This is a genomic window from Bradyrhizobium sp. (assembly GCF_030693485.1).
GTDB lineage: Bacteria > Pseudomonadota > Alphaproteobacteria > Rhizobiales > Xanthobacteraceae > Bradyrhizobium.
This window is the reverse complement of sequence record NZ_JAUYAN010000011.1, coordinates 1-10,910: the sequence shown is the minus strand read 5'-3', so window position 1 is coordinate 10,910 and position 10,910 is coordinate 1. Positions and strand designations below refer to the sequence as shown.

The window sequence follows — 10,910 nt, the reverse complement described above, 5'->3', positions numbered from 1 at the left end:
GGCGCCGTGGCGTTGCCGGATGCGGGCGTGGCGGCGGGAGCAGCCGTCGGGGCGGCAACAGCGATGACAATCGGTACGGCGACCGGGTCCGGCGTCGTCGCGGCCGGTGCATCCTGCGTTGGCGGGGCGGCCTGATCGGCTGCGGAATCGGCGGTGGAAGCCTGGTCGGACGGCTGATCCTCGGTTGACTTGGCCGGCGCGGCCTTGGAGTCGACGGGCTTCGCAGTGGCGCGCGCAGGCGCCTCGGCATCGGCCGCGGTATCGGCACGCTTTCTGGCGCTGGCGTTGCGATCGTCTGAATCGCTCTTCGCCGCCCGGTCGGCAGCCGCCGAGTCGCGCGATCGCCTGGCGTCCGCCGCGTCCGCCGCGCTCGCCGCGTTCGCCGCGCTCGCCGCGTTCGCCGCGGCGTCGTCGGAGCGGCGCTGCGAACTGGTCTGCGAGGCGGCTTTCTCCTGGGCGCGTGCGTTATTGTCGGCGCGGGCGTTTTGGCCCTCGGCCGGCGCGGCGGTGTCGACCAGCGCCGCGAAATTGTCGTTGCCGCGCGATCGGTCGGATTTGCCGGATTTCGTTGGCGGCGCGCCCTGGAAAGACACGCTGGATGCTGGATCTGTCGTCACGCTGGACACGGGCGGCCTTTCGCGGATGAAGGTGGAGACAGATCAGCAAGGACCGGGCCAGCTTCGGTTCCAAAAAATACCTAGTGATTACATATACTTGAAGGTTGGCTCGGTAAAACCACGGAGCGCGCCGGAGCCGCCTTTTGTGCCCGGCGGCAAGATTTGCCGTGGTGGGTGAGCAAAACGGGCTGGCGTGATTGCTTCACGCGGATACGGCCTATATTAAAGAGCTGCCTTCGGTCGCTTCCGAAAAAGCCGCCGCGCTTTCCCGGTCACGCCCCCGAGGACTCGCCGCAAGGCGCTCTAACTGCAAGGCTTTTTCTTTGGTCGCGCAATCCACCCTGCCGCGATCGCATCGATGACCGGAACCATGCTCAACAGTCTGGACCTGCAAGGCCGCCCACAGGACACCAGGATCGTCGTCGCCATGTCGGGCGGCGTCGACTCCTCGGTGACGGCTGCGCTGTTGAAGTCCGAGGGCTATGACGTCGTCGGCATCACGCTGCAGCTCTACGATCACGGCGCGTCCACCCACCGCAAGGGCGCCTGCTGCGCCGGGCAGGACATCCACGACGCCCGTGATGTCGCCGAGCGGATCGGCATCCCGCATTACGTGCTGGACTACGAGAGCCGTTTTCGCGAGTCGGTGATCGACAATTTCGCCGACAGCTACGCATCAGGGGAAACCCCGGTGCCGTGCATCGAGTGCAACCGCTCGGTCAAGTTCCGCGATCTGCTGGCGACCGCGCGCGAACTCGGCGCCGCGGCGCTCGCCACCGGCCATTATGTCGCCTCGCGCCGTCTCGCCGACGGCGCGCGCGCGCTGGTATGCGCCGCCGACGCCGATCGCGACCAGAGTTATTTCCTGTTCGCGACCACCCGCGAGCAACTCGACTTTCTGCGCTTTCCGCTCGGCGACATGACCAAGCCGCAGGCGCGCGAACTGGCGCGGCGTTATGATCTCACGGTCGCCGACAAGCAGGACAGCCAGGACATCTGCTTCGTGCCGTCAGGGCGTTATACCGACATCATCGGCCGGTTGCGGCCCAACGCCGTCGAGCCCGGCGACATCGTCGACCTCGGCGGGCGCGTCATCGGGCGGCATCAGGGCATCATTCACTTCACCGTCGGCCAGCGCCGCGGCCTCGGCATCGCTTCCTCGGCGCCGCTCTATGTGGTGCGGCTCGACGCCGCCAGCCGCCGCGTCGTGGTGGGGCCGCGCGAGGCGCTGCGGATGGATCGCATCCAGCTGCGCGACGTCAACTGGATCGGCGACGGCGCGCTTGAGTCAGCTGTCGGCGACGGCCTCGAGATGTTCGTGCGGGTGCGATCGACCCGCCCGCCGCAGCCGGCGTGGCTGCGCGCAACCGATGGCGGCTATGAAGTCGAACTGGTCGCGGGCGAGGAGGGCGTCTCGCCCGGCCAGGCCTGCGTGTTCTACGATGCGCCTTCCGGGCAGGCGCGCGTGCTCGGCGGCGGATTCATCAAGAGCGCATCAGCCAAGGGAACGACCAAGGCAGCGTTGCGCGAAGCCGCCGCGCCGCGGCCGCTGGTCGAGGCCGTGCGCGGATAACAAGTTCGGGCAGATAATTTTCAGGCAGATAATTTCAAGGGCTGGCATGGCTGCAGATATCGACCGCGCGGGTGTCGCGAAGGCTTACGAGCGCTGGGCGCCGGTCTACGACCTGGTGTTCGGCAAGGTGTTCGAAGAAGGCCGCAAATCGACCATCGCCGAGGCCGACAGGATCGGCGGACGGATCCTCGATGTCGGCGTCGGCACCGGCCTGTCGCTGTCGGATTATTCCTCCACCACGAAACTGTGCGGCGTCGATATTTCCGAGCCGATGCTGCGCAAGGCGCAGAGCCGCGTCCGCGCGCTCGGACTTCACAATGTCGAGACGCTCGCGGTGATGGACGCCAAGAACCTCGCCTTCGGGGATTCGTCCTTCGACGCGGTGGTGGCGCAATATGTCATCACCGCGGTGCCCGATCCCGAGGCCACGCTGGACGACTTCATCCGCGTGCTGAAGCCGGGCGGCGAACTCATCCTGGTCAACCACATCGGCGCCGAGAGCGGCCCGCGCCGCGTCTTCGAACTGGCCTTCGCGCCGCTGGCGCGCCGGCTCGGCTGGCGGCCGGAATTTGCCTGGGCGCGGCTGACCAACTGGGCCGCGAAACATGGCGGCGTCACCCTGACCGAGCGCCGCCCGATGCCGCCGATGGGGCATTTCTCGCTGATCCGCTACCGCAAATCCTGACGCGCTGCGGCGCCAGGGTTGGCCGTCATTCCGGGTTCGCGCGTTCGCGCGCGCCCGAATGACGACGCGTGTTCGGCTCACGCCGAAAAAATTCGGCTTGCCAATCTCCCGCGAGCCGGGAACCTTTTGCATCCGCGGGCCGTTTTCCCGTATGCGAATGAAATCCACACTCTTTCTCTCATGCGTGCTGATCGCGGCCTCCGGCGTTGCAGGCGCACAGGCACCGCCGTCGCCGGCCACGCCTCCTGCACGAACCGCGCCGCCGTCGCCCGATCGCCCCGTCAATTGTGCCCCGATGCCGTCGCAGCAGGGCGCCACCATTGGCCAGCGGGCCGAGCCGCTCAGCGACAGGCTGGCCCGTTCCGACGGCGTGTTGTGTCCGCCCGCCGGCATCGACCCGGAAATCCGCGCCCCGACCCCCGAAACCGGCAGCAGCATGCCGGTGATTCCGCCGCCCGGCAGCCCCGGCGGCGACCCCACGGTCCGCCCGAAATAGCCCCGCTTTGGAGGCACCTGGCAGGTAGTCGGGCCACGATGCGGGTTTGCTTGACATGCCCCTGACCGGCTTCTTATATGCCGCGCGTTCGCGACTGCGGCATATTGAGAGCCGTAACGTTGAATCGTGGCGAGGTAGCTCAGCTGGTTAGAGCACGGGAATCATAATCCTGGGGTCGGGGGTTCGAGTCCCTCTCTCGCTACCAATAACGATCCCAGTGGGTTAGCACCTGTTTCAACTCTACCCGTAGAAGCCAGATTTCGTGCTGGTTACAGGCTGGGTAGCGAGGACGCATCAGCCTCGGCAATGCACGATGTTATTCACCATTTGCGGTAGGATGATTCCGTTTAACAGCGATGTCCTTCGCTGGGCCCGAGAGCGCGTCCGGCTATCGCCTGAGACCGCCGCGCATGGCGCGGGTGTGACGCCTGATCAGATCCAGAAGTGGGAAGCCGGTTCAGCCAGACCGACCATCAAGCAAGGCCGGAAGCTCGCCCATTTCTACGACGTGCCATTCATGGAACTCCTGTCCCAAACAATCAAAGATCGCAAAACTCGAACTCGTCTCGGACTTCAGGATGCATCGAGAAGTCGAGACTCCAACTGAGCAATACGAGTTAGTGCTTATCCAGTCAGAGGCTGAGGAGACTCGGCTCAACGCACTCGTCCTTTACGATTTCCTTGGAATAAACAAATCTAGACCAAGCGAGCGATAAGAGGCAGAAGATTCCTGACATCTGCGGCCAAGATGGCGTCGTTCACATGAGCTTCAACGAACTTCTTCGTGCAGAGGAGATCAGGAGTTAGATTTGCACGGATCACCCGTCGAGCGATAATGGCTTCACCACTTCTTCAGCCACCAGCAAGTACAACATCAGTCCGCTGCAACGATTACGTCAACGCCGCTTTCCGGCACGAACGATCTTGGTCTCGCGCGCAACCAAGCTATGCTTCGCGAAAAAAATCACTCCATCCCCTGCAAAAACTTCCGCGCTTCGCCCAGCAGGTCCTGAATCCGCTTTCGCTCGGCGATCGCCTCCCCGGTGAACAGCCCGTGCTTGCGCGCGTTACGGTTGCCCCTTGGCGCGCCGGACCCCGGCGCACCGCCATGCATGCGGCAGCGCTTCTTGCCGTGTACAACGTGCGCGCGGCACGCGCCGCCAGAACGGATTTTGGCGCCGCAACGCGTGTCGTGCATCTGCACTCGCAATCAGCGGCGCACCGCGCCGCTTTTGTTCTGTCGGGCCAGTTCGAGGAATTTGGCTTTGATCTGCGCGAACAGGCCGGGTGGAATGAAGCCATATCCGAATGCGCCCGGCTTCCCCGGAACCGGTGAAAGACCGGCGTTGGGCCATTCGTCGACGGTGTGCTCGGATATGATTACCCAGCTTCGTGCATCGTCGAGACCGAGTGCCTGTTTGACCTTCGCCGGAATTTCGATACCGACCGTGTCGCCAACGGGTGGCGTGTGGGTGATCGGCAACAGGACCACAAAACGTGGCCGCGTTTGGCTGTCGCTCGCGGCGACGAGACAGGCCGGACGGTCCTTTCCCTGATCGCGTCCCGCTGCCGCTTCATGGGTCCAGAGATAATCATAGCGAACGACCAAGCCCGGCTTAGGCTCGGGGAAGGCCACTTGGCCTGCTTACTTGAGCAGTTCGTCGAGCGCGGCATGCTCAGGGTCCATCTCGGCCCGTTCAACAGCGTCGATCACCACTTGGGCAGCATCGGCTGTTCGGGTGGTGCGCCTGGCAGCCGCCGTCAGCCAGTCAAAATGCTCAGCCGACATCAGCACGAGTTCCCGCCGGCCGTGGCGCGTAATCTCGACAGGCTCTCGTTGCGCCTGATGCTGAAACTCGCCGAATTTACGCTGGAATTCCAGGGCGCTGATCTGAACCATGACAGGGATCTCACCGGAGTTAGTAACCTGCATTATACGTATAATACAGATTCCGGTCAATCCCTCTGTTGTATTGGTTAGCCGGTTTCCCGGACCCGGTCGGAAACGTCCGGCTCCGGGGCCTACCGCGCATCGGCCGCCGCGGGCACCGGACTCCTGTCCGATACGATCACGTTCGCATGCTGCGTGACGTTGCCCACGATGGCCTTGCCGCCGTCCGCGACCGACACGTTCTGCACGGTGATGGCTGGTTCGCCACGACTTCGATAACGGCTGAGCGCCTCGATCTGGGCGGGAAAGGTGCGGGCGAGCCTGCCCAGCGAACGCGCGGCGGTGTCTTGCTGGGCGAGATCGTCCGCATTTGCGAGCTGTTGCGAACATCGCATCGCCATCACATGAACGGAAACCATCTGCGCCACCAGCATGGCCTCGACGCAATCCCTCGGCTTGATGCCTTGCATCATCGAAATCATGAAGCCGAGGTTGACCTCGTCCGGCCCGTCATCGTTGATGCTGGCCCTCACCAATTGCCGCAGGATGCCATCCATCGCATCGCGACCGACGACGCCGAGCGCCTCCGCCATCAGCCGTTCGCCAAGCACGTTGTCCGGATGGTCGATGGAAAATCCCTGCGGCAGGAATTTTATCCGCGGCGTCGCGGCAGGTTGGGTTGAATCGGCTGTGGTTATTGCTGGTGCCGTCATGATGTCCTCGGTGCGGTTTCAGGTCGATGGCCGGCGCACGCCGGTCGCGCGCATGGTTCGGCCACGCGCCGGCGATCACGCGCTGCGGCGTGGCCGTCAAATTTCAACTATGGGGATGATGTTGCCGGAAATCGCGACGGAGGCCCGCTGTTGCGGTGGGCCCCGGTCCAATATGCGCGACGATGAGGGAATGCCCCTGATTTGCCCGACGTGTCAACTTCTATTTTCCCGAAATTTTGTTCAGGTGACCGGTTGACATTCCATTGCATGGGGTTGTTTTCGATATTTTTGATCGCAGCCATCCGGCGCGGCGCTGCGAGCCGCCCGCCGCGGAGCCTTACCGCCCTGCCGGCACTCAATCCTTCCTGTCGCCGCTATCCTCGTCGTCCTTGACCAGCGGCAGCAGCCTCAGCGTCAGAAACGTGAAGACGGCGACCGTCACCGCCACGTCGTAGCTGCCGAGACCGACCGACACGCCGATCGCGCCGGTGGCCCACAGGCTCGCCGCGGTCGCGGTGCCGAGCACGGTGGTGCCGTGTTTGAGAATGGCGCCGCCGCCGATGAAGCCGATGCCGGTGATCAGGCCCTCGATGACTTTCGCCATGCCGTCGGGCGAATGCACCAGCAGGCTCTCGCTGGCCTGCACGAAGCCGCAGCTCGCCAGCGCCACCAGCGGAAACGTCCGCAACCCGGCGCTGCGGGCCTTCTTCTCGCGATCCCAGCCGATCGGAATTGCGAGCGCAAAAGCTGCCGCCATGGCAAGGATGTGGGCGCCGATCTGAAATTTGTCCAAGGTGCGCACTCGCTGGGTCAGGGGAGGAAATCAAGCCAGAGCCGGCCTTTTGGTTTCATCTAGCGCTTGCCACCCCTTCAACTGATCTGGTTAGGTGCGGCGCCGGCCGTGCCGGGCGTGAGGGAAACACATGAACAACAATGGCGCAACGTCGCCCAAAAACACTTCCGAATTCGACTACGTCATCGTCGGCGCCGGCTCCGCCGGCTGCGTGCTCGCCAATCGCCTCAGCGCCGACGGCAGGCATTCGGTGCTGTTGCTGGAAGCAGGCCCCAGGGACAGCAATCTCTGGATCCACGTGCCGCTCGGCTACGGCAAGCTGTTCAAGGAAAAGACCGTCAACTGGATGTACCAGACCGAGCCCGAGCCGGGCTTGAACGGACGCCAGGTGTTTCAGCCGCGCGGAAAGGTGCTGGGCGGATCGAGTTCGATCAACGGCCTGCTCTACGTTCGCGGCCAGCACGAGGATTACGACCGCTGGCGCCAGCACGGCAACACCGGCTGGGGGTTTGACGACGTGCTGCCGTATTTCAAGAAGGCCGAAGACCAGCAGCGCGGCGCCGATGATTATCATGGCGCCGGCGGCCCGCTGCCGGTGTCCGACATGCTGCATGCCGATCCGCTGTCGGGGGCCTTCATCAAGGCGGCGGTCGAATCCGGCATTCCCGACAATCCCGATTTCAACGGCGCGACGCAGGAAGGCGCCGGCTGGTTTCAGACCACCACGCGGAATGGCCGGCGGGCGAGCACGGCGCGGTCGTATCTGCGGCCCGCCAAAGGACGCAGCAACTTGCGTGTCGAGACGGCCGCGCTGGCGCAGCGCATCCTGTTTGAGGGGCGGCGCGCTGTCGGGATCGAATACCGCCAGAACGGGGCGCTGCGCACCGTGCGGGCGAAGAAGGAAATCCTGATCTCGAGCGGCGCCTATAACTCGCCGCAACTGCTGCAACTCTCCGGCGTCGGACCGGCGGAGCTGTTGAAGAGTCACGGCATCGACGTGGTGCTCGACGCTCCCGGCGTCGGCAACGACCTGCAGGATCACATGCAGGTCAGAATCGTGATGCGTTGCTCGCAACCGATCACGCTCAACGATATCGTCAATCATCCGGGCCGCCGCATCATGGCGGGCGTGCGCTATGCGGCGTTCCGCAAGGGGCCGCTGACCATCGCCGCCGGCACCTCGGGCGCATTCTTCAAGACCGATCCGCGGCTGGCCTCACCCGACGTCCAGATTCACTTTCTGCCGTTCTCGACCGACAAGATGGGCGAGAAGCTGCATCCCTATTCCGCCTTCAGCGCATCGGTATGCCAGGTGCGGCCGGAGAGCCGCGGCACGTTGCGGATCAAGAGCGCCGACCCGATGGCGGCGCCGGAGATCCGCATCAATTACCTCGCGACCGAAACCGACCGCACCGTCAATGTCGAGGGCCTCAAGATCCTGCGAAAGATTCTGGCAGCGCCTGCGCTGAAGCCGTTTGTGGTCGAGGAGGCCGATCCGGGCGCGAAGGTCGTGAGCGATGAGGATCTGCTGGCTTTTTGCCGCAAGCGCGGCAGCACGGTCTATCATCCGACCTCGACCTGCCGGATGGGCAACGATTCGCTCGCGGTGGTGGATCAGCGGCTTCGCCTTCGCGGCATCGAAGGCCTGCGTGTCGTCGATGCCTCCGTCATGCCGGATCTGGTATCGGGCAATACCAACGCCCCTGTTATTATGATCGCCGAAAAGGCGTCCGACATGATCCTGCAGGATGCGCGCTAGCACGGAGGCACCGTGACGACCACGGCGGTGTCGTTGTGGCAGCGAGACCTTGCCTGCGCAGTCCTCCGGCCTGGCGATAAGGTCGAGCGGTAGCTCTAAAAACGGAAATCCCGAACGGGCTGGGGTCGGAATTTCTGTTTCGAGCACCGGCTCATTCACACCATCGATGAGGGTGCAATCTCATCGCGAATAGTCGACCCCAACTCGACCCGCCTGTCTGTGCAATATTGCTCAGATGGCAGTAAAATTCCCAAGTGTTATGTGCCCTCTAGCGGGAATTGGTTCCCGCAAGCTCAACGCCCTGAGGCGGTGATGAAGGGGCCTTCGGGTGCTGTCCGGACCTCGGATGGAACTCCGGTATGACCCGCGCGTTATACCGGCATGGAGGCCCCACATGGCTGAGAAGTTCAATCCCGCGCCGCATGACAAGCATGCGGACGATCCCCGCGAAGCCGTACGGGCCGACCGGGAAATGCACAACAAGCTCGAAGCCGGCCTGGTCGGTACTTTTCCTGCGTCGGATCCCGTCAGCGCGGCACAGCCGGCGCCATCGAAGCCCGATGGCGATCGGGAAAACGAATCGCTTTGGGACAAGGTGAAATCGGCGTTCCGTTGAATTTGCACGGCGCATTTCGCCGAACCGCGCCGACCGGTTGGTTCACATGCAGAATGAATTCAATCACGCCGCCAACGACTCGCCGCGAAGCGGAAGCTCGAAACGAGTTACGCCCATAGCGTGGTTCTTCGTCATCCTGGTCGTCATCGCCTTCGGCGTCTGGTTCGCCGTCAAGCCGTAACGGCCGATCGCGTCGACGGAACAATAGCTGCCGGCGGGAATTGCCCCCGATAATTCACACATTGAGGAGCATGCAATGATCAAACGTTTTGCAATCGTAAGTCTCGCCGCGGCCGGGATCTGTCTCGCCGTGCCCGCTATGGCGCAGGTTGGCGTTGGCGTCGGCCCGAACGGTGTCGGCGTGACGGTCGGATCCGGTCCTGACCGGGTCCGCGAGCGTGAAGTGATCCGCGAGCGTCATTACCGCGATCGCGACGAGACCGTGGTAATCAGGAAGAACCGCGGTGACCGCGATTATGATCGCGATCGCAAGACGGTCATCATCGAACGTGATTGATCGATTTGTCTGAGTCGAATTGAACGGCCTCCTTGCGGAGGCCGTTTCTTTCACCCCTCCCCACCGCTTCGCGGGAGGAGGAGAGAAGAAAGCGATCTAGTAATGCGGCGGCGGCTCGTCGGTGGCGCCGGGAGCGTTGTTTTCCGCCTCCTGCAGCCGTTCGTTCAGGCCGACGACCTGCCGCGTCAGGGCGTCGATCTGCTGCCATTGCGCGGTGATGGTCTTGTTCAGCGTCTCGATGGTTTCGTCCTGGAACGACAGCCGGATTTCAAGCGCGTCGATCCGGTCGCCAAGCGCCTTGGTCTCGCTCGTCCTGGTGTCACTCATCTGAAGCATGTTCCCTGCGGCGTTCCCGCAAGCCGTGGCCGAGCGCGATGCGGTCGTCGAAGACGAAACATTCGCCGCGCCAGCGGCTCTCCGCCTCCGGCACGCCTTCGAGGTATTTGAGGATGCCGCCCTTGAGATGATAGACCTCGGCAAAGCCGCGCGCGAGCAGCCAGGCGCTGGCCTTTTCGCAGCGGATGCCGCCGGTGCAGAACATCGCGATTTTCTGATGCTTCGCCGGGTCGAGCCGCTGCGTGGCGAAATCCCTGAATTGCCCGAAGTTCCTGATGCCGGGATCGATTGCGCCGGGGAAGGTGCCCATCGCCACCTCGAATTCATTGCGGGTGTCGATGACGAGCGTATCCGGGGCCGCGATCAGCGCGTTCCAGTCGGCGGGATCGACATATACCCCGACCTGCCGCGTCGGATCAGCAACGGGATCGCCGAGGGTGACGATCTCCTTCTTCAGGCGGATCTTGAGGCGCCGGAATGGCATGTGCCCGGCGCCGGAAAATTTCAGTTCGAGACGGTCGAGCCGGCCGCCGAACAGCGGGCCATCGCGCAATTCCGCGATCAGGCCGCCGATACCAGCTTCGCTTCCAGCGACGGTGCCGTTGATACCCTCATGCGCCAGCAGGACGCTGCCTTTCAGCTCGAGCCCCGCGCAGATCGCCCGCAGCGGTTCCCGGAGCTCGCGGAAGTCCGGCAGGGCTGCAAACTGGTAAAAAGCGGCGACGGTGAACGACATGGCGGGGGTTTATCAGGCGGGCGGGGCGGGGGAAAGGCAGCAAAAACCCCCGTCGTCCCAGCGAACATGTTCGCAGGGACGTCAGCGGGCCCGCCTCATGCATCCCAGAGCAATCCCAATGCGGCCGGAAAATGCCAAGGAAACCACAAGTAAATCCGCGCCCGAAACCACGACAAAA

At 63.7% G+C, this 10,910-nt stretch carries 16 protein-coding genes, 1 tRNA gene and 1 pseudogene; 10 read left to right on the top strand and 8 right to left on the bottom strand.

The features are described 5' to 3' along the window. A pseudogene (locus Q8N40_RS01075) lies at nucleotides 1–626 on the bottom strand (hypothetical protein); the annotation flags it as partial. Between the two features lie 361 nt (nucleotides 627–987). Here Q8N40_RS01075 and mnmA point away from each other — a divergent pair. The 5 genes from mnmA (at nucleotide 988) to Q8N40_RS26630 (ending at nucleotide 3,978) form a co-directional block, all read left to right on the top strand. Further along, entirely contained in the window at nucleotides 988–2,190 is a 1,203-nt protein-coding gene (gene mnmA, locus Q8N40_RS01070) for a tRNA 2-thiouridine(34) synthase MnmA (RefSeq protein WP_305318294.1), read from the top strand. A 46-nt stretch (nucleotides 2,191–2,236) separates the two neighbouring features. After that, on the top strand, nucleotides 2,237–2,875 hold the full coding sequence (locus Q8N40_RS01065) for a class I SAM-dependent methyltransferase (RefSeq protein ID WP_305710486.1): 639 nt from the start codon (nucleotides 2,237–2,239) through the stop codon (nucleotides 2,873–2,875). Nucleotides 2,876–3,026: 151 nt separating this feature from the next. Next, nucleotides 3,027–3,371, top strand: a complete 345-nt coding sequence (locus Q8N40_RS01060; protein ID WP_305321664.1) for a hypothetical protein — start codon at nucleotides 3,027–3,029, stop codon at nucleotides 3,369–3,371. A gap of 128 nt (nucleotides 3,372–3,499) precedes the next feature. After that, nucleotides 3,500–3,576 (top strand) — tRNA-Met (locus Q8N40_RS01055). A 108-nt stretch (nucleotides 3,577–3,684) separates the two neighbouring features. Beyond that, on the top strand, nucleotides 3,685–3,978 hold the full coding sequence (locus Q8N40_RS26630; protein ID WP_371135584.1) for a multiprotein-bridging factor 1 family protein: 294 nt from the start codon (nucleotides 3,685–3,687) through the stop codon (nucleotides 3,976–3,978). A 357-nt stretch (nucleotides 3,979–4,335) separates the two neighbouring features. Here Q8N40_RS26630 and Q8N40_RS01050 read toward each other — a convergent pair whose 3' ends face one another. The 4 genes from Q8N40_RS01050 to Q8N40_RS01035 form a co-directional block, all read right to left on the bottom strand. After that, nucleotides 4,336–4,569 (bottom strand): HGGxSTG domain-containing protein, encoded by a 234-nt coding sequence (locus Q8N40_RS01050; protein ID WP_305710485.1) that lies wholly within the window; start codon nucleotides 4,567–4,569, stop codon nucleotides 4,336–4,338. Between the two features lie 12 nt (nucleotides 4,570–4,581). Beyond that, on the bottom strand, nucleotides 4,582–5,007 hold the full coding sequence (locus tag Q8N40_RS01045) for a hypothetical protein (RefSeq protein ID WP_305710484.1): 426 nt from the start codon (nucleotides 5,005–5,007) through the stop codon (nucleotides 4,582–4,584). A gap of 9 nt (nucleotides 5,008–5,016) precedes the next feature. Next, nucleotides 5,017–5,271: a type II toxin-antitoxin system prevent-host-death family antitoxin gene (locus tag Q8N40_RS01040; protein WP_305320723.1), complete on the bottom strand. Its 255-nt coding sequence runs from the start codon at nucleotides 5,269–5,271 to the stop codon at nucleotides 5,017–5,019. Nucleotides 5,272–5,393: 122 nt separating this feature from the next. After that, the gene (locus Q8N40_RS01035; protein WP_371135583.1) at nucleotides 5,394–5,855 is read right to left on the bottom strand and encodes a hypothetical protein; all 462 of its coding nucleotides are present in this window, start codon (nucleotides 5,853–5,855) and stop codon (nucleotides 5,394–5,396) included. A 34-nt stretch (nucleotides 5,856–5,889) separates the two neighbouring features. On the opposite strand from Q8N40_RS01035, the gene Q8N40_RS01030 reads away from it, so the two are divergent. Beyond that, nucleotides 5,890–6,231, top strand: a complete 342-nt coding sequence (locus Q8N40_RS01030) for a hypothetical protein (protein WP_305710487.1) — start codon at nucleotides 5,890–5,892, stop codon at nucleotides 6,229–6,231. 99 nt (nucleotides 6,232–6,330) lie between these two features. On the opposite strand, the gene Q8N40_RS01025 is transcribed toward Q8N40_RS01030, so the two are convergent. After that, complete coding sequence (locus tag Q8N40_RS01025) at nucleotides 6,331–6,768, bottom strand: MgtC/SapB family protein (RefSeq protein ID WP_305710482.1); 438 nt, start codon at nucleotides 6,766–6,768, stop codon at nucleotides 6,331–6,333. A 130-nt stretch (nucleotides 6,769–6,898) separates the two neighbouring features. Here Q8N40_RS01025 and Q8N40_RS01020 point away from each other — a divergent pair, with 130 nt between their 5' ends. The 4 genes from Q8N40_RS01020 to Q8N40_RS01005 all read left to right on the top strand — a co-directional run bounded on the left by Q8N40_RS01020 (nucleotide 6,899) and on the right by Q8N40_RS01005 (nucleotide 9,660). After that, nucleotides 6,899–8,527 (top strand): GMC family oxidoreductase, encoded by a 1,629-nt coding sequence (locus Q8N40_RS01020; protein ID WP_305710481.1) that lies wholly within the window; start codon nucleotides 6,899–6,901, stop codon nucleotides 8,525–8,527. A 394-nt stretch (nucleotides 8,528–8,921) separates the two neighbouring features. Next, nucleotides 8,922–9,143 carry a hypothetical protein gene (locus Q8N40_RS01015; RefSeq protein ID WP_305710480.1) on the top strand — a complete coding sequence of 74 codons (222 nt, stop codon included), beginning with the start codon at nucleotides 8,922–8,924 and terminating at the stop codon, nucleotides 9,141–9,143. A 46-nt stretch (nucleotides 9,144–9,189) separates the two neighbouring features. Next, nucleotides 9,190–9,324 (top strand): hypothetical protein, encoded by a 135-nt coding sequence (locus Q8N40_RS01010; protein WP_305710479.1) that lies wholly within the window; start codon nucleotides 9,190–9,192, stop codon nucleotides 9,322–9,324. A gap of 75 nt (nucleotides 9,325–9,399) precedes the next feature. Next, nucleotides 9,400–9,660: a hypothetical protein gene (locus Q8N40_RS01005; protein ID WP_305320729.1), complete on the top strand. Its 261-nt coding sequence runs from the start codon at nucleotides 9,400–9,402 to the stop codon at nucleotides 9,658–9,660. A 96-nt stretch (nucleotides 9,661–9,756) separates the two neighbouring features. Here Q8N40_RS01005 and Q8N40_RS01000 read toward each other — a convergent pair whose 3' ends face one another. Together Q8N40_RS01000 and Q8N40_RS00995 are read right to left on the bottom strand one after the other, a co-directional pair. Next, nucleotides 9,757–9,987: a SlyX family protein gene (locus tag Q8N40_RS01000; protein ID WP_305320730.1), complete on the bottom strand. Its 231-nt coding sequence runs from the start codon at nucleotides 9,985–9,987 to the stop codon at nucleotides 9,757–9,759. Next, the gene (locus Q8N40_RS00995) at nucleotides 9,980–10,732 is read right to left on the bottom strand and encodes a rhodanese-related sulfurtransferase (protein ID WP_305710478.1); all 753 of its coding nucleotides are present in this window, start codon (nucleotides 10,730–10,732) and stop codon (nucleotides 9,980–9,982) included. Before Q8N40_RS00995 ends, Q8N40_RS01000 begins: the two co-directional genes overlap by 8 nt. Between the last annotated feature and the right edge of the window lie 178 nt (nucleotides 10,733–10,910).

Bases quoted from the DNA above. Each gene is read 5' to 3' on its own strand.
- mnmA (WP_305318294.1), top strand. From the start codon at position 988: ATGCTCAACAGTCTGGACCTGCAAGGCCGCCCACAGGACACCAGGATC.
- Q8N40_RS01035 (WP_371135583.1), bottom strand. From the start codon at position 5,855: ATGGCGGAGGCGCTCGGCGTCGTCGGTCGCGATGCGATGGATGGCATC.
- Q8N40_RS00995 (WP_305710478.1), bottom strand. From the start codon at position 10,732: ATGTCGTTCACCGTCGCCGCTTTTTACCAGTTTGCAGCCCTGCCGGAC.
- Q8N40_RS01060 (WP_305321664.1), top strand. From the start codon at position 3,027: ATGCGAATGAAATCCACACTCTTTCTCTCATGCGTGCTGATCGCGGCC.
- Q8N40_RS01030 (WP_305710487.1), top strand. From the start codon at position 5,890: ATGGAAAATCCCTGCGGCAGGAATTTTATCCGCGGCGTCGCGGCAGGT.
- Q8N40_RS01050 (WP_305710485.1), bottom strand. From the start codon at position 4,569: ATGCACGACACGCGTTGCGGCGCCAAAATCCGTTCTGGCGGCGCGTGC.
- Q8N40_RS26630 (WP_371135584.1), top strand. From the start codon at position 3,685: ATGTTATTCACCATTTGCGGTAGGATGATTCCGTTTAACAGCGATGTC.
- Q8N40_RS01005 (WP_305320729.1), top strand. From the start codon at position 9,400: ATGATCAAACGTTTTGCAATCGTAAGTCTCGCCGCGGCCGGGATCTGT.
- Q8N40_RS01015 (WP_305710480.1), top strand. From the start codon at position 8,922: ATGGCTGAGAAGTTCAATCCCGCGCCGCATGACAAGCATGCGGACGAT.
- Q8N40_RS01020 (WP_305710481.1), top strand. From the start codon at position 6,899: ATGAACAACAATGGCGCAACGTCGCCCAAAAACACTTCCGAATTCGAC.
- Q8N40_RS01040 (WP_305320723.1), bottom strand. From the start codon at position 5,271: ATGGTTCAGATCAGCGCCCTGGAATTCCAGCGTAAATTCGGCGAGTTT.
- Q8N40_RS01000 (WP_305320730.1), bottom strand. From the start codon at position 9,987: ATGAGTGACACCAGGACGAGCGAGACCAAGGCGCTTGGCGACCGGATC.
- Q8N40_RS01010 (WP_305710479.1), top strand. From the start codon at position 9,190: ATGCAGAATGAATTCAATCACGCCGCCAACGACTCGCCGCGAAGCGGA.
- Q8N40_RS01065 (WP_305710486.1), top strand. From the start codon at position 2,237: ATGGCTGCAGATATCGACCGCGCGGGTGTCGCGAAGGCTTACGAGCGC.